Consider the following 19,700-nt stretch of genomic DNA (forward strand, 5'->3'; position numbering starts at 1 on the left):
TTCTGGGCCGTGTCACTCATGAGAGGTTCGGTAATATGTCCCGCGACCGGCTGGCGTCGCGGGCGGCGGCGTCGGCGGCGTGTTCGCCGCTGACGACGGCCATCGGGAGGCCGACGCCCGGCGACGTGAACGCGCCGGCGTAGTAGAGGCCGTCGACCCCCGGCGCGTGATGCGAGGGTCGGAGCGGCCCGGTCTGGTCGAGCGTGTGGGCGAGGCCGAGGGCGGTGCCACCCGGCGTGTGGTAGCGGCCGGCGAACTCGGAGACACAGGCCGAGCGCTCGACCACGATACGGTCCCGGAGGTCGACGCCCGTCACGGCCGCGAGGTCGGCGAGAACGGCGTCGCGGAAGGCCGACACGCGGTCGGGGTCGTCGTCGAGGCCGGGCGCGAGGGGAACGAGGACGACGACGGCGTGGTGGCCCTCGGGCGCCACGTCCGGGTCGGTCCGCGACGCCACCGACAGGTAGTAGGCGGGGTCCTCGGGCCAGGCGGGGTCGTCGAAGATGCGCTCGAAGTGGTCGTCCCAGTCGGTCGGGAGGACGAGCGTGTGGTGTTCGAGCGGGTCGACGTCGCCCTCGACGCCGAGATAGAGCATGAGCGCCGACGGGCCGTAGGTCCGCGAGTCCCAGTAGTCGGGGTCCCGTCCCCGGTCGGCCGGCGAGAGCAGGTCGCGCTCGACGTGGGCCGGGTTGGCGTTCGCGACCACGCGGTCCGCGCGGTGGGTCGTCGGGCCGGCGACGCGGATCCCGTCGTCGGTCGGGGCGAGGGCGGTCACCTCGGCGTCGGTCCGGTAGTCGACGCCGAGGTCCCGCCCGAGCGAGACGAGCGCCTCGACGAGGGCGTACATCCCACCCTCGGGGTAGTAGACGCCGCCCTCGAAGTCGACGTAGGCCATCAGGTTGTACAGCGACGGCGCGTCGTGGGGCGAACTGCCGAGGAAGACGAGCGTATACTCGAGGAGGCGCTGGAGCTTCGGCTCGTCGAAGTGGGCCGCGACGTGGTCGTGCATCGACCCGAGGTGGGAAAGCGCCGGCGCCGCCCGGACGATGCCGGGGTCGACCAGATCGCGGAGGCGCGAGCGGTCGGTGTAGACGAACTCGTCCATCCCGATCTCGTAGGTCCGCCGGGCGCCCGCGAGATACTCGTCGAGGACGTCGCCCGCGCCGGCCTCGTAGGACTCGAAGACGCGCCGGATTCGGTCCCGACCGGCTGGCACGTCGATCCGGTCGCCGTCCTTGAAGAACACCCGGTACTGGGGGTCGAGCCGTTCGAGGTCGTAGTAGTCGGCGGCCTCGCGGCCGAAGTGGCCGAAAAAGCGGTCGAACGTCTCGGGCATCAGATACCAGGACGGCCCGGTGTCGAAGGTGAAGCCGTCGACGGCGAGGCGGTTGGTGACGCCGCCGAGGCGGTCGTTCTTCTCCAGGACCGTCACGTCGGCCCCGGCGTCGGCGAGATAGCAGGCGGCGGAGAGGCCAGCGACGCCGCCGCCGACGACGGTGACCGTCTCGTCGGCGAGGGGGGTGTCGTCGATCATGGCACGTACCAGATGCCGCGCTCTCGGTCCAGCCACGCGCCGACGACGACGTGTGGCAGGGCGACGATGCTGATGAAGATACTCCAGAACGCGACGAGGCCGACGAGGAGGCCGGCGCCGCCGAGCGGTTGTGGCGACGCCGTCCACAGCGCGGCCGCGAGGCCAAAGGTCGCGAGGCTGCCGGCGACGAGGACGCCCCAAGAGGCCAGCGCGACGCGCTCGGGGTCGTCGGCGTCGAGGGCGCCGAGGGGACCGGTCGTCGGAGCCGGCTCGAGCGCGTCGTCGACGGCGGCGCTCCGGGCGACCTGCCGGGCGGAGTACCAGAGGGGGAAGTAGAGGCCGACGGCGACGACGACCGGGACGACCGCGAAGTACGCCACGAGCAGGAGCGTCTCGGCCGCGTCGGCGAGGAAGGCCCCGTCGCCGGTCGACCGGCGGTAGCCGAGCGCGAGGTGGGCCAGGAGCGCCGCGCCGTAGCCGCCACCGAGGAGGAGCCGGCGGGTCCCGAAGTCGCCGGCCATGGCCGACAGGGCGCCGGGATCGAAGATGTTCACCATGACCGTGCTGAACGCGTAGAACGTCCCCGGCCAGAACACCATGGGGACGGCCATCACCGCGCCGCCGCGGACGGCGGCGGCGAGCCAGCGCTGTGGTCGCGAGCGGACGTGCGAAGTGCCGTACAGCGCCCGCATCGCCTGCACGTCGCCGAACCCGCCTTTCGCCACGGCGACGCTCACCGCGACGGCCAGCCCCGCGACCGGTGCGAGGAAAAACAGGCCGGCGAAGAGGCCGATCAGCGCCAGGTAGACGGCGACGTATCGGCCCTGGAACGAGAGCGCCCGCCGACGGAGGTTCGAGACGTGTTCGTACCCGCCGTGTGGGAGGTTCATCGCCACCATCCCCAGCAGGTAGACGCCAGCCTGCACCCGCAGGGGAATCCGGACGTCGACCACCCGCAGGGCGGCGAAGGCGACGGTCAACACGGCCAGCGCCGCCCACGAGACGGTCAGCGGCGTCCCTCCCGTCGAGGCCGGGGCCGTCCACCCGAACCGGGATTCGGTGTTCATGGATCGAGGTACGGTCGACCGATCAATCAAAAGTGAACCAAACTGTGTGGGTATCGTATCGTCGGAACCGGAGGAATCCTTAACCCGCACCCCGTTGTGTCTCCGACCGGTGCCAATCACCGAGTTCCAGTGCCCGCGTTGCGGGTCGGCGGTGAAGATGGGGCTTCCGCGAGGGTCGACCGTGAAGTCCGTCACCGCGGCGGAGCGGCCGGCAGCCGAGGACGAGCGCTGGAAGGCGCGGTCGCTCGTCTGTCGGAACGACCACGAGTTCTACGTCCTGTTCGAGTGGTGACGGGCGGGGACCGCCCTCGACACGCATCAGTTGGGCACGGTCCCGCGTTCGGGCCCGACCGACGTGTCGGGGCGCGAGACGCCGGCGCGGGATACCGTACTGTTTGGGACCCAGAGTTACCCTCGAAGGGTCACACCATCAACGTGTATGTCGGGAGCAATACCAACGATGTCGAACGTGGCACTACAGATGGGACAGATCACGTCCCGGCCGGAGTGGATCTGGCTCGCGCTCGGGACCGCACTGATGGGCCTCGGTACCCTGTACTTCATGATGCGGGGGATGGGCGTGGAGGATCCGGGTGCCAAGAAGTTCTACGCGATCACGACGCTGATCCCCGCCATCGCGTTCACGATGTACCTCTCGATGCTGCTGGGGTACGGACTCACGATGGTGCCGTTCGGCGGTGAGGAACACCCGATCTACTGGGCGCGGTACGCCGACTGGCTGTTCACTACGCCGTTGCTGTTGCTCGACCTCGCCCTGCTAGTCGACGCCGACCAGGGCACCATCCTCGCGTTGGTCGGGGCCGACGGCATCATGATCGGCACCGGTCTCATCGGCGCGCTGACCCAGGTCTACCAGTACCGGTTCATCTGGTGGGCGATCAGCACGGCCGCGATGCTGTACATCCTGTACGTGCTGTTCTTCGGGTTCACCGCGAAGGCAAACGAGATGCGCGAGGACGTCGCCTCGACGTTCATGATACTCCGGAACCTGACCATCATCCTCTGGTCGGCCTATCCGGTGGTGTGGCTCGTCGGGAGCGAGGGCGTCGGCGTCGTCCCCCTGAGCGTCGAGACGCTGCTGTTCATGATCCTCGACGTGAGCGCGAAGGTCGGGTTCGGCCTCCTGCTGCTCCGGAGTCGCGCCATCTTCGGCGACGTCGAGGCCCCCGAACCGTCCGCCGGCGAGGGGACGGCAGCCACGGGCGACTGAGTCAGCCGTGACCGGTTCGAGATACCCGTCCCGACGTGGCGGTATCTCGGACGACGTACAGTCGGCAGAATGACCGCACGCGAACCACAGCGGTTTTTTCCGACGGTACCGCACCGCCGAGAAGCCGGACTGTCGAACGGATGCTAGCCAACACCACCGGGAACGACTACCCCGCCTCGTTGAACCGTCTGGCCGTCGTCGGCCTCGTCGTCGGCGTGGCGGTAGCCGTGATCGGACTGTTCGCGTTGCCGACGCTCGAATCCATGGGACTCACCTTCCGCGAGGCGTTCCTCGTCGTCGGCGTCACCGAGTTCTCCGCCGCGGTGGTCGTCGGCACGGCGGCCTACCACCTCTACTCCATCCCGGAGGAGTGAGACCGCCGGCTGTCCGCCGAGCACGGGAATCGACACCCCGGGCGACGCGCCCGAAACCGATCCCGTCGGCGACCGGGCCCCGGCCCGCCCGCTGGCCACGGCACCCTTATCGTACGTCACCGCGTACCACGACTGATGGAAGACGTGTTCGTCGGAAGCCTCATGTCGGCGCCGGTTCACACCGTCGACGGTGGCACCGCACTACGGGCCGCGGCGGGACTGTTGATCGAACACGACGTCGGCTCGGTCGTCGTCGTCGAGCAGGGCCGTCTCGACGGGATCCTGACCGTGACCGACGTCGTGCGGATCGTCGCGGGTGAGGCGTCGTACGGGCCCGAGACGCCCGTTTCGGACGTCATGAGCACGGACGTCGTCACGGTCGCTGCGGCCGACAGCGTCGAGGCGGCCGCCGATCGGATGGTCGAGACGGGCCACTACCACCTGCCGGTCGTCGACGGCGGGGCGCCCATCGGTATCGTCACGGCGACCGACCTCGCGGCGTACGTCTCGACGGTCCGGGCGCCGAACCCACCCCGCCGGGGGTAGGGTCGCACACCCGACCGCCGGGCGTCGCTCAGCCGTGCGACGAGCGACGTCGGCGACCGTCGGGCCGGACGCTCGTCCGGAGCGCCACGCGAGCGACGTTGCCTCCACAGGCCGCGGTGCGGACGAGGGCGGCGAGGATCCGCGAGACGGCGTAGGCACCGGGCGGCGACCGCTCGAAGAGCGCCCGGTCGAGGGCACGGACGTCGTCGACGAGGGCGTCCTTGCGGTCGAGCACCGCGTACGCGCGCTCGCTCGACGATTCGACGACTGCGGTCGTGGCCGCCTCGACCACGTCCCGGGACCGCGCGGCGAGGTCCGCGAGGTCGTCGCGGACCGCCGCGGGCGGGAGTTCGTCGGCGCGGTCCACGACGGCGGCGACGTCGACCGCGTGGTCCGCCACCCGCTCCAGTTGGCGGGCGACGAGGTAGTAATCGAACAGCGCCGCGCGGCCGACGCCGAGGTGGTCGACCTCCGCGAAGTCGACGAGCGAGCGGTTGAGGTGACGGGTGAGCATGCGAAACAGGCGGTCGACCCCGTCGTCGCGGTCGGCGAGTCGCTCCACCTCGTCGGGAGCCGTGAGTGACTCCGCGGCGGTCCGGTGCATCGAGAGGGCGGTGAACTGGAGCTGGATCACCGACTGCTGGATGGACACCTCGCCGGTGTCGAGGAGAGTCTCGACGACGAGCCGCTCCCCGGTCGCCTCGGCGACCGACAACCCCACCAGTCGGTCGGCGATCCCGCGGAGGGCACGGTGCTCGTCGGCGCCGAAGGACGCCCCGTCGGGCGCGTGGATGGTGACGGCGTCGTAGCCGACGGCGTAGGCCGCCGCCAGCGTCCGCCGCAGGGTCGCGGCGTCGGCGTCCGGGGGCGTCAGTTCCACGGCGGCGAGCGGACCGCCGTCCCGCGCCGCGCTCCGGACGACGAGCGAGCCGTCGGTGTGGGGGTAGAGGTGGATCGGCATCCCCGCCTCCAGGTGGTGTTCGGTCGCCCACTCCTTGGGGAGCGACACCGAGTACGTCGAGCCGCCGATCTTCTGGAGTTTGCGCGTCTCCATCGTCGCCTCCGCCGCCGTCTCAGACGAGTTCCGGGTCACTCTCGATCATGTAGAGGGTGCGTGCGGCGACGTTGACCGCGTGGTCGCCGACCCGTTCCAGGTCGCGGACGATCAACAGGAGCCGCGAGACGTCGTCGAGCAGCCGTTCGACCGCCCAGCCGTCGCCGTCCGACACCTCGCGTTCGATGAGGTCCCGGACCACCCGCTCGCTCGCGCGTTGGCACAGCGAGTCGAGTTCGTCGTCCCGGGCGGCCACCTCGCGACACAGGGCCGCGTCGTCGGTCCGGTAGGCGGTCATGGCGTCGTCGAGCATCCCGCTGGCGAGGTCGCCGATGGCCGAGAGGTCGACCTCCGCGAACCGCTTCCGGTCCGCTTCGAGGGTGTACTGTGCGAGGTTGACCGCGAGGTCGGCGACGCGTTCGAGGTCGGTGAGGATCTTGAACGAGGCGGCGACGAAGCGGAGATCACCCGCGACCGGCTGTTGCCGGGCGAACAGCTGGATGCACGTCGACTCCAGTTCCAGATACCGTCGGTCGACGGCGTCGTCGCCCTCGATTACCTCCCGGGCGGTCGCCTCGTCGACGGTCTCCAGGGCGGCCAGCGCGCGGTCGAGTCGGTCGCCGACGAGGTCGCTCATCGACAGCACCTCGGCGCGCAGGTCCGCGAGCGACTGCTGGAACTCGTCTCGGGGCACGGTTCACCCGAACTTGCCGGAGATGTAGTCCTCGACGCGCTGACTCTGCGGGTCCTCGAAGATCCGGTCGGTGTCGTCGTACTCGACGAGCTTGCCGCCGGTGAGGAAGACGGCGGTCTGATCCGAGATGCGGGCCGCCTGCTGCATGTTGTGGGTGACGATGATGACGGTGTACTCCTCCGCGAGGTCGTGGATGAGATCCTCGATCTTCGCGGTCGCGATCGGATCGAGCGCCGACGCCGGCTCGTCCATCAGGATGACCTCGGGGTCGACGGAGAGACACCGGGCGATACAGAGCCGCTGTTGCTGGCCACCCGAGAGGCCGAGGGCGTTGTCGTCCAGCCGGTCGTGCACCTCGTCCCAGAGGGCGGCCTGTTTGAGCGCCCGCTCGACGAGTTCGCGCTCCTCCTCGCCGTCGTCGCGGCCGAGCACGCGGGCCAGCAGTCCGGTGTTGATGTCGCCGTGTTTCCGCGGACCGTAGGCGATGTTGTCCCGGATCGACTTCGGGAACGGGTTCGGCGACTGGAACACCATGCCGACCCGTTTGCGGAGTTCGACCAGGTTGACGCCGTCCTGGTAGATCTCCTTCCCGTCGAGCCGGACCGACCCGTCGACGTTGGCGGCGTTGATCCGGTCGTTCATCCGGTTGAGACAGCGGAGATACGTCGATTTCCCACACCCCGAGGGGCCGATGAGCGCGGTGACGCTCTCCGCGGGGATCTCCATCGAGACGCCCTTGAGGGCGTGGTCGTCGCCGTAGTAGACGTCGAGGTCCTCGGCGACCATCTTCGCCTCCCCTTGGAAGTCGTACTCCACCCACTCCGCTCTGGTCTCCTCGACCGTCTCGCCGCTGGTGGTTTCGAGGGGTTGATCGCTGCCCGTCGTCCTGGTTCGCGTCTTGCTCTGTTGGGTCTGTTGTGAATCGCTCATCGTTATTCGTGGCTGAGTCGCTGTCGGAAGTAGTAGCGCGCGCCGATGCCGATCGCGTAGAAGGAGAGGACGACGACGAGCAGGACGAGCGCCGTCGCCCAGCGGAAGCCGCCGGGATCGGAGACGTTACTCCCCAGGCCGACGCCCGCGGTGATGAGGGCGTACAGCTGGTAGGGGAGCGCCGAGGTCGCCTGCAGGAGTTCGGGATTGGCGACGAAGGGCGGCGAGCCGGTGAACTCGAAGCCGCCGATGACGTCGACCGTCTGTCCCCCGGGGACGAACGTCCCGCCTGCCATCGTCAGCAGGATCGGCGCCGTCTCGCCCGCGATCCGGCCGACGCCGAGGATGACCCCCGTGACGACGCCCGGTAACGCGGCCGGGAGGACGACGCTACGGATCGTCTGCCACTTCGGGACGCCGAGCGCCGCGCTCGCGTCGCGGTACTCGTCGGGGACCGAGAGCATCGCCTCCCGGCTCGTGATGAGCACCAGCGGGAGGAGCATGAACCCGAGCGTGAGCATCCCGGCCAGCAGCGACTTCCGGTTGCCGAAGCGCGGCACGAGAAAGGCGAACCCGAACAGCCCGAAGACGATGCTCGGCGTGCTCCAGAGGCCGTTGGTCGACACCTCGACGGCCTGAGTGAACCGGCCGCGTTCGGCGTACTCGGTGAGAAAGACCGCCGCGCCGACGCCCAGCGGCACCGCAAACAGCACCGCGCCGACGACCAGCCAGACCGTCCCCACGATCGCCGGGAGGACGCCCTGGAAGTCGTTCAGGAGCGCGACGCCGTTCATCACGAACGGGACGTACACCGGCAGCTCGAACGACCCGAACACCTGCGGGCCGACGCCGGCACCGACCCGGACGCCGGTGAGCAGGCCGGGGAGTCCCTGGACGACGACGAAGGCGATGAGGATAAAGAGGAAGGCGACGATGGACAGCGCGTTGAGGTAGACGAGGACGTACGCGCCCATGTGTCGGCCGCGTGCACCGAACCGGCCGTAGGCCTTGGCCGCGGCCCAGCCGCCGTAGAGGGCGCAAAACAGCGTCGCAACCGGGACGAGGAACTCGGCCGTGATCGAGGCCTGCTGCTCCCAGCCGAGGTCCCACAGCCACGCCGGCCCGATCGTCCCGGTGAGGAAGACGGCGCCGACGAACGCGAGCAGGGCGCCGAGGGGCACCGTCGAGCCCACGTCCTCACGGGGGACGGCGGTTCCGACGAAGCCCAGGCCGCCGGCGATGACGGCTCCGACGACGCCGCCGACGGTACCGAACCCGAGGGTCTGGGAGACGACGCCGCCCCCGACGACGAACCACGGCACCGCCGCGCCGACGCTCGCGATCAGGCCGGCGCTCGCGTCCGGTTCGGTCTCGACGTAGCCGAACCACGAGCCGAGGCCGAAGGTGGACACGGCGACGCCGAGACCGACCAACAGCCCGCCGAGTAGCGTCACCGTCGACACGCCGGCGACCGTCCCGGTGAGACTCACCCACTCGAACATCGCCGCCACCGCGAGCGCGAACAGGACCGCCGAGAGGCCGACCGTCGCGCCGGCGACCGCGTCGGTCGCCGACGTGTCGCCCTCGACCAGCCGCGACCGGGTCGCACCCGCCATCAGGCTTCACCTCCCAGCTTGCTGCGCATCCGCCACTCGATGTACTGTGCGCCGATGGAGATGACGAGCACCGTGACGAAGAGGATCACGCCGGCGACGAACAGGGCGTCCATCTGGAGCCCGTCCGCCTCGCCGTAGTTGCGGGCGATGAGCGACGTGAGCGTCTCCTGGCCGTAGAAGACGTTCACGAGCGGTTCGGTGAGCCGCGGGACGCCACGGAGCATGACCGTCGCGGCCATCGTCTCGCCGATGGCACGTCCGACGCCGAGGAGGACCGCGGCGGAGACGCCCGAGAACGCCGCGGGGAGGGTGATCGAGGTCATGGTCTGCCAGTCGGTCGTTCCGACGGCGAGCGATCCGCTCTTCATCGACTCGGGGACGCTACTGAGGGCGTCCTCGGCGACGGAGACGACCGTCGGGAGCGCCATCAGCCCGACGACGATGCCGACGAAGAGGTAACTCCCCTGTCCGGTGGTTCGGAACTGATCCGACGCCCACGGGCTGAGGATCGTGAAGCCGATGAAGCCGTAGACGATGGAGGGGATGCCAGCGAGGATTTCGACGCCCGGCTTGACGAACTCCCGGACGACGTCGGGTGCGATCTCCGAGAGAAAGAGCGCGGCGGCGACGCCCAGCGGCCCGGCGACCGCCGTCGCGACGACGGTCACCATCACCGTCCCGTGGATCATCGGCACCATCGAGTACCGGATCGGCGGCGACACCGCGTCCCAGTTGGGCTGGATGAACATCCGAAGTCCCGGCACGCTCACGCCGAACACGGTCGCGCTCTCGTACTGGAGGACCGGAAGCGACTCCCGGAAGATGAACACGATGATCAGCCCGAGGATCAACAGCGTCGAGACGGTCATCGTCAGCGTCAACACCAGCGCCGTCTCCTCTTGGTGTCGCATCCAGCCGTACCCCGCCGCCACGACGAACACGACGAACGGCAGGATCGTCAGGTCCGAAACCGCGAGGAACCCGACGAACGCCGTCAGCAGGGAGAGGGCGATGATCGTGACGACGACCAGCGCCGCGGGTTCGGTGTCGTCGGCGAAATCACGAACCCGCTGGACCTGCCGTCCGGCGGCCGCGTTCAGTCGCTCGCTACGTGTTGCCGATGCCATGGTTCGTGCGTGGGAGTGTTTCCGAAGGTGTCATAGAAACGGACGTTCGGTGGTCGCCGACGGCGAGCCGCTCCGGACGGTCCGCCGGATTAGGGCATGATGAGGTCTTCGGTGGCGAGGGGCGAAACCTGCTCTTTCATGGCTCGCAGGTCGCTCGTCGGCAGCGGGATGTAGTTGTTCCCCTCGACGAAGACGGTCTGCCCGAACTCGTTGAGGAACATGTTGATGAAGGCGGCCTCGCGGGCGTCGTACCCGCCACCGTCCGGGTTGGAGTCCTCGATCAGCGTGTACATGTGCAGGTCGCGGTTGAGCGGGTACTCGCTGTCGAAGATGGTGTTCTCGGCGTCGCGGTCCGGCTCGTAGAGCGTGCCGTCGAAATTGATGGCGATGGGGGTAACCGTCTCGCTGGTGAACGCCAGCGCCATGTACGCGATGGCGCCCTCGTTCTGGGAGACGGCCTGCGCGACCTGCTGGTTCTGCCCGAAGCGCGTGTCGACGCCCGACATCGAGGCGTCGGCGCTGCCGAGCATGTTCAGGCGGAACGAGGTGTCCGTCCCGGAGCCCTCGGCGCGGCCGATGGCGTAGATCTCCTGGTCGTAGTCGATCCCTTCGATCTCGCTCCAGTTGGTGATCTCGTCCTGGTAGATGCCGCGGACCTGCTCGCCGGTCAGTTGGGTGACGCCGGCGTCGACGACGTCCGAACTGACGACGACCGGCTGGCCGTCGCGACCGACGACGTTGTCGACGACCGTGTTCTGGGCCTGCTCCTCGCTCCAGTCGAGTTCCGCCGTGATCGGCCCCGAGGAGTTGCCGATGTCGACCAGACCCTCCGTGACGGCCTCACAGCCGGTCCCCGAGTGGCTCAGACCGATCGTCGTCTGGAACGGCGGGCTGGAGCGCTGCTCAGTCGGCTCGAAGCCGAACTTCGAGGCGAAGTAGTCCGCGAGGAGCATGTCCGGCTCGCCGAGCTGGCTCCAGCCGGGCACGGTACTCTCCGAGTTCGACCCCCAGTACTCGCCGTCGCTCGGCGGCGCGTTGGAGTTCCAGTAGGAACTACCCGTGTTCGAAATCGGGTAGACGGTCGACGATCCCTCGGCGTTGAGCAACGAGGTGTTCGGGCCCTCGCCGCTCGACTCCGTCCCCGCACTCTCGCCGGACATGCCCGACTCGGTTTCGGTAGCGGTGGGAGCGGGGTCGGACTCGCCGCCGTCGTCGCCGTCGCCGCCCTCGCCGCCACCGGACTGCCCGCCACAGCCGGCCAGCCCAGCCATGCCGACGACGCCAGTCGTCGCGATGAACGTCCGTCGCGAAAAGCGATCACGCTGATCTCCGCTGTTGTCAGACATCACCTGAATTTCCCGGAGTTCCGGTAAAGATCGTTTATATGAGGGGTAGATGCCACCCCCATGATACAGTATACCAATCACTCGGCTATATATGCAAAAATAGTCCTCTGAGGTGCTAATACTGAAGATTATAACGACGCCTCGGCGAAAACGTGACCTGTGACCGATCACGACGACTCGCTCGACGGGCTGTCGCTGGACGCGGCCGTGGACGACGTCGTCGCCAGGACCGGCGACGACCCCGACGCGGTTCGGACGGCGCTGAAACGGGTGACCGAGGAGGGAACGGTTCGTCGCGAAGCGGTCGACGACGCGCTCGCTCACGTCTCGAAGGTGGTATCCACCCCCGAAACCCGCGTGGAGAACGCCGGAATGCTGATCGACGACGCCCGCGAGGCCGCCGCCGCGGTCGATCACCTCGACAGCGTGGCCGAGCGTCTCGACGACTTCGAGCGGCGGCACGCGGCGGTCACGTCCCGCGTCGACGACCTCGGCGACCGACTGCAGTCGGTCGTCGACCTCGCGAACGAATCCGGCGCCATCTACGAGACGGCCGTCGAGACCCGTCGGCTCCACGCAGCGGCCAATTCCGCCCAGCACACCGCCGACGAACTCGGCGTCGACGCCGAGGAGTTCGAGGCGTGGGTCCGGAACCCCGACCGTCGGCTGGACGCCCTCGACGACGACGTCGACGCGGTGGCGGACGTCGTCGACGCCGTGGCGAGGACCCTCGACGCGCTCACGGCCGGGGACGTGGATGCGGACGTCGAACCCGCGACCGTCCGGTTCGACGCCGCCCTCAGACACCGGGTGTCCCGACTCCTGCTCGACGACCTCCGTGCGGAAGTCGACGACCTCCGGGACTGGCCCGACCCCGGTCCGGACGACGCCCACGGCGCCGTCGACGCCGAGGGCCTCGCCGCCCTCGACGGTCGTCTCACGAACCTCGAGGACCGATGGCGGTCGATCGACGACCGCTCCGACGAGGGATCGGCCGGGTGGCGGGACCGCTACGGCGACCGGATGACCGACTTCGAGGCCGCGCTCGACGACCACGCTCCGCCGGTCGACTGGCGGGCGGTCGAGTCGCTCCTCGGCGAGTACCGCCCGGAGACGGCGGACGCGGCGTCGGCCTGATCCGGTTCGACGACGACACCGACCACGGAACCTTTGGGCCCCGCCACGAACGGCGGGGTATGGACGCGAGCGACGCCCTCGCCGACCGCGAGTGGCGCCTGATCCGCGAGGAGGCGTGGTCGGGCCCGATGAACATGGCACTCGACGAGGTGGCAGCCGAGACGGCCGCAGCGGGCGGTCCCCGGACTCTCCGGGTCTACCGGTGGGAGCCGGGGACGCTCTCGCTCGGCTACCACCAGGACCCCGACACCGTCGACTGGGCCCACTGCGAGCGCGAGGGGATCGGCGTCACCCGCCGTCCCACGGGCGGCGGCGGCATCTACCACGACGCCCACGGCGACATCTCCTACACCATCGTCGCGCCCGACGGGGAACTCCCCGGGGACCTGGTCGAATCCTACCGTCGCCTCTGTACGCCGATCCTCGACGCCTTCGACCGCCTCGGCGTCCCCGCGCGGTTCGCGGAGACCGGACGGCCGGCGGTCCACGAGCCCGCCTGCTACCTGCGGGAACTCCACCCCGCTCACGACGTGGTCGTGCCGGGGGCGGACGGCCCCCGGAAGGTGAGCGGCAACGCCCAGCACCGCCGGGCCGATGCCGTCGTCCAGCACGGATCGCTCACCTACGCGGTGTCCCCGGAGCGACACCTCTCGGTCTTCGCGGACCCGGGCGCCGACGCCGAGACGTTCCGCGAGCGCGTGACCGGCATCGCGGACCACGCCGACGTCGACCGGGCGACGGCGGTGGCGGCCGTCGAGTCGTCGCTCCGGGAGTGGGCGGACGCCGAGACGGGCGCATGGACGGACGCGGAACTGTCGCGGGGCCGCGAACTGGCGGCGGAGAAATACGGCGCCGAGACGTGGACGAGGCGGCGGCCGGGTCAGCGGTAGGGACCCGCAGAACCCGAACGTCTCGGGGCCGGAGGCGCCGAGACGTGGACGAGGCGGCGGCCGGGTCAGCGGTAGGGACCCGCAGAACCCGAACGTCTCGGGGCCGGAGGCGCCGAGACGTGGACGAGGCGGCGGCCGGGTCAGCGGTAGGGACCCGCAGAACCCGAACGTCTCGGGGCCGGAGGCGCCGAGACGTGGACGAGGCGGCGGCCGGGTCAGCGGTAGGGACCCGCAGAACCCGAACGTCTCGGGGCCGGAGGCGCCGAGACGTGGACGAGGCGGCGGCCGGGTCAGCGGTAGGGATCCTCAGAACCCGAACGTCTCGGGGCCGGAGACGTCGAGTTCCTCGGTGACGGCGTCGTGGATCGCGTCGACGGGCGGTTTGTCGCGGGTCGGATCGAGCCAGTGATCGCTCAGCCACCGATACCGCACCCGCAGGTCGGAATCGAGGAGGAAACAGGAGCGTCGCGACCGACGGGTGATCCCGAGGGCGCGGTAGGTGACCCCGAAGGCGTCGGACAGTTCGAGGTCGGTGTCGGCAAAGAGCGGGAAGTTCAGCCCGAGGTAGTCGATGAAGCGCCGGTGGAGGCCGGCGCTCGACTTGCTGGCGCCGACCACCTGGACGTGTTCGCCGCTGGAGAACCAGTCGAAATCGCGGAACGAACACCACTCGTCGATGCAGTCGGGGCTGAAGTCGACGGTGTAGAAGCTGAGCAACACCGGACGGTCGTCGGTGAGCGCCCCCAGCGTCGTCTCCTCGACGGTCCCGTCCGGACGGACGAGCATCGCGCCGACGTCCGGGGCCGTCTCCCCCACTGCGACCGGCTCTTCCCGTGCCATAGGGCCGCGTTCGGGCGGGGGTGACAAAACCGTTCGCCTACCGATTCGAAGCGCCTTTGCGCGCCGGTGTCCTCGCTCCGGTATGCGAGTCGGAGCACACGTATCCATCGCCGGCGGTGTCGACAACGCGGTCGACAACCAGCGCGAAGTCGACGGCAACTGCGGACAGATCTTCACCCACTCGCCGCAGGTCTGGCAGGACCCGAACGTCGGCGACGACGAGGCGGCGGCCTTCCGCGAGGGGACCGCCCAGCACCTCGACGGCCCCTGGGTGATCCACTCCTCGTACCTCGTCAACCTCTGTACCCCCAAAGCGGACCTGCGCGAGAAGTCCATCGACAGTATGCAGGCCGAGGTCGACGCCGCGTCGAAACTGGGCATCGAGTACGTGAACGTCCACCTGGGCGCTCACACGGGTGCGGGCGTCGACGGCGGCCTCGACAACGCCGTGAGCGCCCTCGACGAACTCGACGTGCCCGGGGACGTGACCGTCCTCGTGGAGAGCGACGCGGGCAGCGGGACGAAACTCGGCGGCGAGTTCGAACACCTCGCGACGGTGCTGGCGGAGAGCCGCCACGACCTAGGGGTCTGTCTGGACACGGCTCACGCCTTCGCCGCGGGGTACGACCTCTCGACGCCCGCGGGCGTCGACGACGTCGTCGACGAGTTCGACGACGTGGTCGGCCTCGAACACCTCCACTGTCTCCACCTCAACGACTCCAAACACGCCTGCGGGACGAACAAGGACGAACACGCCCACGTCGGCGAGGGGCTGATCGGCGTCGACGGCATGCGCCGGATCGTCACCCACCCCGATCTGACCGACCTGCCGTTCGTGCTGGAGACGCCCACCGAGGACGGCAAAGGCTTCGCGTGGAACATCGAGCGGGTGCGCGACCTCCGGAACGGGGCGTAGGCCGGACCGCTTTTGGGCGGACCGTCCCTACGACGCGACGAATGGACGACGTTTCTCGACGGACGGCGCTCCGGGCCGGCGTCGGCGCCGCCGGCGTCGCGGTCGGACTCGGAACGGGCGCCGGAACGGGGCGGGCCGCCACCACGGACGGCGTGACCGTCGCCACGCGCAACTGCTATCTGGGCGCCGACCTCTTTCGACTCCTCGGGGCCGCCGCGGAAGGGCCGGACGCGGTCCGCGAGACGGCGGGCGAACTCCTCGCGGCGGTCGACCGCAGCCAGGTCGCGGCGCGACTGGACGCGGTCGCCGCGGAACTCGCCCGGGCCGAACCGGCGCTGGTCGGGATACAGGAGGCGGCGCTGGTCCGGACGGGACCGCCGGGCGGCGACGCGACCGACGTACGCTACGACTTCCGGGAGACGCTCCTCTCGCGGCTCGCGGCCCGCGGGCAACCCTACCGGGTCGTCGCGGCGACGGCCGGGGCCGACCTCACGGTGCCGGCGACGGTGGACGGCGAAGAGCGGACGGTGCGGCTGACCGACCGCGACCTGTTGCTCGCGCGGGAGTCGGTCGAGACGAACGGCGCGACGGCGGACACCTTCGACGCCGCGCTCTCGCTGTCGCGCTCGGACCGGGAGGTGACGATCGAACGCGGCTACGCCGTCGCCGACGCGACGGTCGACGGCCACCGGCTGACGGTCTGTACCACGCACCTCGAATCGGCGTCGGCCGAGACGCGGGCGGCACAGGCGACGGAGACGCTCGACACCCTCGCCGACCGATCGGATCCCGCGGTCCTCGTCGGCGACATCAACAGCGGCCCCGGGGCGTCGACGACGGCGTACGACCGCCTCGTGGAATCGTTCGACGACGTCGGCGACGCGGGCGCGACCTGCTGTCACGCGGCCGACCTCCGGAACGCCGAGCCGTCGCTCGACTCGCGGATCGATCACGTGCTCGTCCGGGGCGGACTGCGGGCGAGCGACGTGCGCCGCGTGGGCGCCGATCCGACCGCCCGCGTCTCCGCCGACGGCGACCGGCTCTGGCCGTCCGACCACGCTGGGGTGGTGGCGACGCTGGTCCCGGGTAGCGAGGCGACCACGACGACCACCGGAACGGCGACGGCCACACCCACCCCAACCGAAACGCCGACGGCGACGGCCACGCCGACGGCGGGCACCGCGCCGGGGTTCGGCGTGCCGGCGGCGCTCGCCGCCCTCCTCGGCGGGGCGCTCGCCGCCCGCGATGACGACTGACTTTTGGGGACCGAGGAGGTAGGGCCGGCGTGCGCAGATTCTCGGCCGACTACCTCCGGCGGACGCGGGCGGGGCTGTGGTCCTCGCGGGAGGCGCTGGACGCACTCGCCCTGTCCGACCGGGAACGGATCCTCGATGTCGGCTGCGGGACGGGCGAACTCACGCGGGTGCTCGCCGAGGAGTCCGGCGGCGAGGTGGTTGGCCTCGACGCCGACCCCGAACTCCTGGCCGTCGCCCGCGCGGAGACCGAGTGCCCGGTCGTCGCCGGCGACGCCGAACGCCTGCCGGTCGCCGACGGGGCGTTCGACCTCGTGACGTGTCAGGCGCTGCTCGTGAACCTACCCGATCCGGCCGCGACGCTCCGGGAGTTCCGCCGCGTCGCGACCGACCACGTGGCCGCCGTCGAACCCGACAACGCCGACGTGGCGGTCGAGTCGACGGTGGACCGCGAGGTCGAACTCGAACGCCGGGTCCGGGAGGCGTACCTCGCGGGGGTCGGCACGGACGTCGCGCTCGGCGAGCGGGCGGTCGACGCCTTCGAGGCCGCGGGCCTCGTCGACGTGACCACCCGGAGACATTACCACCGGAAGGTGATCGAACCGCCGTACGACGAGGGCGACCTGCGGGACGCGACGCGGAAGGCGACGGGGGCGGGGCTGGCCGACCACGAGACGGAACTCCGGCGGGCGGTCGGCGACGAGTACGACGACCTCCGGTCGGCGTGGCGGACGATGGGACGGGAGGTAGTCGAGGCGATGCAGGCGGGTACCTACCGTCGAGCCGAGGTGGTACCCTTCGACGTGACCGTCGGACGGGCGCCGGCGGCGCGAGAGTTCAAATAGGAGGGGGTGGCCAGCACCCCCGTGCCCTGACCGTCGCCGCGGGGCGGGTCGCGGTCGCGTGACGCCGCCGTCCCGCGTGGAGCCGCCGGCGTCACCCGTTCGCTCACACCACGTCGCCGCGGACGGTCCGTCCCGTCCGCTCGGCGCGGCGGGCGCGCATCGCGTCGGCGGCCTCGGTGGCGGTGGACTCGTCCAGCCCGAGCATCTCCAGGGCCCCCGGGAGCGTCGGGAAGGCGAGTTCCCCGCCGCGGAGTTTCGCCATCGCGTCGTCGTCGCGGCGGCCGTCGGCCCACAGACAGACCCCCCGCGGATCGAGGATCTCGCCGTAGGCCTCCCGGGCCATCGCCCCCTTCAGCCGCTGGGTGACGTTGTCGGTGAAGGAGGCGTTGCACACCTCCAGGTGGATGGGTTCGTCGTCGTCGACGAGCTGGGCGGCGAGACAGCGCTCGGGTGCCGCGTGCCCGCCGTCGTTCGCCCGGAGGTGCTCCGGATACGCCGCGGCCCAATCGGCGTCGACGGTCTTGCCGACGCCGGCGACGCCGAACCGTTCCTCGAAGTCGGCCGCGCGGTCGGCGTCGCCGCGCATGAGGAGGTCCTTGGTGACGTACACGTCGAGGCGGTCGAGGGGGTCGAGGCCGAGGGCGACGTCGCCGTACACCCACACCTCGCGGACGGGCACCGGGAGGAGCGCGGGATCGTCGCCGTCGGTCGGTCCGTCGGCCGCAGCCTGGTCCACGCAGTCGACGATTTCGGCCACCCGATCGAGCGCCGCGTCTCGGTCCATCGTCCCCGTTTGCGGCCGCCCGGCCAAAACCGTTCTGGCGGAGACGAAACCGTGATACGGGCCGGCCGGCAACGTGGCGGCGATGGACTGTGACAGGTGCGGCCGCGAGGCGGTGATGCACGCGGCCTACTCGGGGGCCCACCTCTGTGACGACCACTTTCGCGCCTCGGTCGAGAAGCGGGTGCGCCGTCGGGTCCGTGAGGACGGCCTCCTCCCGGCGGACGCCTCGCCCGAGGATCCGGAGACGTGGGTGATCGGCCTCTCCGGCGGCAAGGACAGCGTCGTCCTGACGCACCTCCTGGCCGAGACGTTCGGCCGCGACCCTCGCGTCGAACTCGTCGCCCTCTCGATCCACGAGGGGATCGAGGGGTATCGCGACGAGAGCCTCGACGCCTCCCGGGCGCTGACGGCGGAGCTCGACCTCAGTCACGAGGTGGTGTCGTACGCCGACGAACTCGGCGTCCGCATGGACGACGTGGTCGAGAAGGACCCCGAGGACATGGCCGCCTGCGCGTACTGCGGCGTGTTCCGCCGCGACCTCCTGGAGTCGTACGCCGACGAACTCGATGCCGACAAACTGCTGACGGGCCACAATCTCGACGACGAGGCCCAGACGGCGCTGATGAACTTCTTCGAGGGGGATCTGAAACAGATGGCCAAACATTTCGACGCGAGCCTCGGGCCGTTCGACCGGCGGGCCGAGACGGCACACTTCGTCCCCCGGGCCAAGCCCCTGCGCGACGTGCCCGAGAAGGAGGTGGCGCTGTACGCCCACCTGGCGGACCTCCCCGCCCACATCACGGAGTGTCCGCACGCGAGCGAGGCCTATCGGGGCGAGATCCAGGAGCTGTTGCTCGGTATGGAGGAGGACCACCCCGGGACGCGACACTCGATCATGGCGGGCTACGAGGAACTCGCCGAGTTGGCCGCCGAACGGTACCGCGAGGACGACGGGGCCGACCTCGGCGAGTGCGACCGCTGTGGATCGAGTACGGGCGGCAGAATCTGTCGGAAGTGCCGGCTGGTCGAATCGATCGAAGCGGTTTGACCTCCTCCCACGGCTGAAGCCGTGGGATTCCCCGAAGGGGAGTTCAAGGTTGCGCGTTTCCTCGGCCCTCAAGTACGCTTTCGCGTGGGGCGTTCGACGGTGGCCGTTCGGTTACGACCCCGAACGTGCTTTCCAGCGCGTACAGCCCGGCCAAACGGGCCTTCCCACCCGGACGCGCCGGGCGCTTCGACGGCCCGAATACCGGTTCGGGCCTCCACGGTCGGGTATTCAGCCAACTGGGTACCACGGGTCGCGTCACCTCGCGTGTTACGCCGTGGACTGGGTTCGGCTTTCTTACCCGGCGGGCTGTGGACGCGAAGCGTCCGTTGGGGTCGAAGACCCCGTGCCACAACCGGGGAACGCCGTCACAACACAGTACGGGAGGGCCAAACTTAACGATTCGGGACACAACTCCCGGCTGGCTGGTGGGCCGTGGATTGTCCCCCCACCGTGTCGGCTTCATCCCAC

The 19,700-nt window shown here is 70.1% G+C and carries 20 protein-coding genes; 10 read left to right on the forward strand and 10 right to left on the reverse strand.

Going from position 1 to position 19,700, the window contains the following annotated elements; genetic code table 11:
- Positions 1-16 precede the first annotated feature (16 nt).
- Together EI982_RS09575 and EI982_RS09580 are read right to left on the reverse strand one after the other, a co-directional pair.
- On the reverse strand, positions 17-1,534 hold the full coding sequence (locus EI982_RS09575; protein ID WP_157689488.1) for a bifunctional phytoene desaturase/3,4-desaturase: 1,518 nt from the start codon (positions 1,532-1,534) through the stop codon (positions 17-19).
- Positions 1,531-2,601 (reverse strand): Brp/Blh family beta-carotene 15,15'-dioxygenase, encoded by a 1,071-nt coding sequence (locus EI982_RS09580; protein ID WP_157689489.1) that lies wholly within the window; start codon positions 2,599-2,601, stop codon positions 1,531-1,533. The genes EI982_RS09575 and EI982_RS09580 overlap by 4 nt, the downstream gene beginning before the upstream one ends.
- A 109-nt stretch (positions 2,602-2,710) precedes the next feature.
- On the opposite strand from EI982_RS09580, the gene brz reads away from it, so the two are divergent.
- The 4 genes from brz (at position 2,711) to EI982_RS09600 (ending at position 4,752) form a co-directional block, all read left to right on the forward strand.
- Entirely contained in the window at positions 2,711-2,893 is a 183-nt protein-coding gene (brz, locus tag EI982_RS09585; protein ID WP_157689490.1) for a transcriptional regulator Brz, read from the forward strand.
- Positions 2,894-3,061: 168 nt separating this feature from the next.
- Positions 3,062-3,832, forward strand: coding sequence for a bacteriorhodopsin (locus EI982_RS09590; RefSeq protein ID WP_157689491.1), 771 nt, complete (start codon positions 3,062-3,064; stop codon positions 3,830-3,832).
- A gap of 140 nt (positions 3,833-3,972) precedes the next feature.
- Positions 3,973-4,206 carry a hypothetical protein gene (locus tag EI982_RS09595; RefSeq protein WP_157689492.1) on the forward strand — a complete coding sequence of 78 codons (234 nt, stop codon included), beginning with the start codon at positions 3,973-3,975 and terminating at the stop codon, positions 4,204-4,206.
- Between the two features lie 135 nt (positions 4,207-4,341).
- Complete coding sequence (locus EI982_RS09600) at positions 4,342-4,752, forward strand: CBS domain-containing protein (protein ID WP_157689493.1); 411 nt, start codon at positions 4,342-4,344, stop codon at positions 4,750-4,752.
- Positions 4,753-4,780: 28 nt separating this feature from the next.
- Here EI982_RS09600 and EI982_RS09605 read toward each other — a convergent pair whose 3' ends face one another.
- The 6 genes from EI982_RS09605 to EI982_RS09630 all read right to left on the reverse strand — a co-directional run bounded on the left by EI982_RS09605 (position 4,781) and on the right by EI982_RS09630 (position 11,519).
- Complete coding sequence (locus tag EI982_RS09605; RefSeq protein WP_157689494.1) at positions 4,781-5,845, reverse strand: phosphate uptake regulator PhoU; 1,065 nt, start codon at positions 5,843-5,845, stop codon at positions 4,781-4,783.
- Positions 5,826-6,500 (reverse strand): phosphate signaling complex protein PhoU, encoded by a 675-nt coding sequence (gene phoU, locus EI982_RS09610; protein ID WP_157689495.1) that lies wholly within the window; start codon positions 6,498-6,500, stop codon positions 5,826-5,828. Before phoU ends, EI982_RS09605 begins: the two co-directional genes overlap by 20 nt.
- Before the next feature lie 3 nt (positions 6,501-6,503).
- Positions 6,504-7,430: a phosphate ABC transporter ATP-binding protein PstB gene (pstB, locus tag EI982_RS09615; RefSeq protein WP_157689496.1), complete on the reverse strand. Its 927-nt coding sequence runs from the start codon at positions 7,428-7,430 to the stop codon at positions 6,504-6,506.
- 2 nt (positions 7,431-7,432) lie between these two features.
- Entirely contained in the window at positions 7,433-9,046 is a 1,614-nt protein-coding gene (gene pstA / locus EI982_RS09620) for a phosphate ABC transporter permease PstA (protein WP_157689497.1), read from the reverse strand.
- Positions 9,046-10,173 carry a phosphate ABC transporter permease subunit PstC gene (gene pstC, locus EI982_RS09625; RefSeq protein ID WP_157689498.1) on the reverse strand — a complete coding sequence of 376 codons (1,128 nt, stop codon included), beginning with the start codon at positions 10,171-10,173 and terminating at the stop codon, positions 9,046-9,048. The genes pstA and pstC overlap by 1 nt, the downstream gene beginning before the upstream one ends.
- Before the next feature lie 89 nt (positions 10,174-10,262).
- On the reverse strand, positions 10,263-11,519 hold the full coding sequence (locus tag EI982_RS09630; RefSeq protein ID WP_157689499.1) for a PstS family phosphate ABC transporter substrate-binding protein: 1,257 nt from the start codon (positions 11,517-11,519) through the stop codon (positions 10,263-10,265).
- 159 nt (positions 11,520-11,678) lie between these two features.
- On the opposite strand from EI982_RS09630, the gene EI982_RS09635 reads away from it, so the two are divergent.
- Both EI982_RS09635 and EI982_RS09640 read left to right on the forward strand, forming a co-directional pair.
- A complete protein-coding gene (locus tag EI982_RS09635) occupies positions 11,679-12,656 on the forward strand; it encodes a halo transducer protein (RefSeq protein ID WP_157689500.1) in 978 nt (325 codons plus the stop codon).
- Positions 12,657-12,715: 59 nt separating this feature from the next.
- Positions 12,716-13,546 carry a lipoate--protein ligase family protein gene (locus EI982_RS09640; protein ID WP_157689501.1) on the forward strand — a complete coding sequence of 277 codons (831 nt, stop codon included), beginning with the start codon at positions 12,716-12,718 and terminating at the stop codon, positions 13,544-13,546.
- A 306-nt stretch (positions 13,547-13,852) separates the two neighbouring features.
- Here the strand turns inward: EI982_RS09640 and EI982_RS09645 are convergent, their stop codons facing one another.
- On the reverse strand, positions 13,853-14,386 hold the full coding sequence (locus EI982_RS09645; protein WP_157689502.1) for a redoxin domain-containing protein: 534 nt from the start codon (positions 14,384-14,386) through the stop codon (positions 13,853-13,855).
- Between the two features lie 82 nt (positions 14,387-14,468).
- On the opposite strand from EI982_RS09645, the gene EI982_RS09650 reads away from it, so the two are divergent.
- From EI982_RS09650 to EI982_RS09660, 3 genes are read left to right on the forward strand one after another with little or no spacing between them, the layout of a single operon-like run.
- Positions 14,469-15,302 carry a deoxyribonuclease IV gene (locus tag EI982_RS09650; protein ID WP_157689503.1) on the forward strand — a complete coding sequence of 278 codons (834 nt, stop codon included), beginning with the start codon at positions 14,469-14,471 and terminating at the stop codon, positions 15,300-15,302.
- Between the two features lie 41 nt (positions 15,303-15,343).
- Complete coding sequence (locus EI982_RS09655) at positions 15,344-16,558, forward strand: endonuclease/exonuclease/phosphatase family protein (protein ID WP_157689504.1); 1,215 nt, start codon at positions 15,344-15,346, stop codon at positions 16,556-16,558.
- A 29-nt stretch (positions 16,559-16,587) separates the two neighbouring features.
- Positions 16,588-17,400: a class I SAM-dependent methyltransferase gene (locus tag EI982_RS09660; RefSeq protein WP_157689505.1), complete on the forward strand. Its 813-nt coding sequence runs from the start codon at positions 16,588-16,590 to the stop codon at positions 17,398-17,400.
- A gap of 103 nt (positions 17,401-17,503) precedes the next feature.
- Here the strand turns inward: EI982_RS09660 and EI982_RS09665 are convergent, their stop codons facing one another.
- The gene (locus EI982_RS09665; protein WP_157689506.1) at positions 17,504-18,184 is read right to left on the reverse strand and encodes a DUF7095 family protein; all 681 of its coding nucleotides are present in this window, start codon (positions 18,182-18,184) and stop codon (positions 17,504-17,506) included.
- A gap of 82 nt (positions 18,185-18,266) precedes the next feature.
- Between EI982_RS09665 and ncsA the strand changes: the two genes are divergently transcribed.
- The gene (gene ncsA, locus EI982_RS09670) at positions 18,267-19,232 is read left to right on the forward strand and encodes a tRNA 2-thiolation protein NcsA (protein WP_157689507.1); all 966 of its coding nucleotides are present in this window, start codon (positions 18,267-18,269) and stop codon (positions 19,230-19,232) included.
- Positions 19,233-19,700 lie beyond the last annotated feature (468 nt).

The sequence above is a fragment of the Haloplanus salinarum genome (assembly GCF_009762275.1).
In the GTDB taxonomy this organism is placed as follows: domain Archaea; phylum Halobacteriota; class Halobacteria; order Halobacteriales; family Haloferacaceae; genus Haloplanus; species Haloplanus salinarum.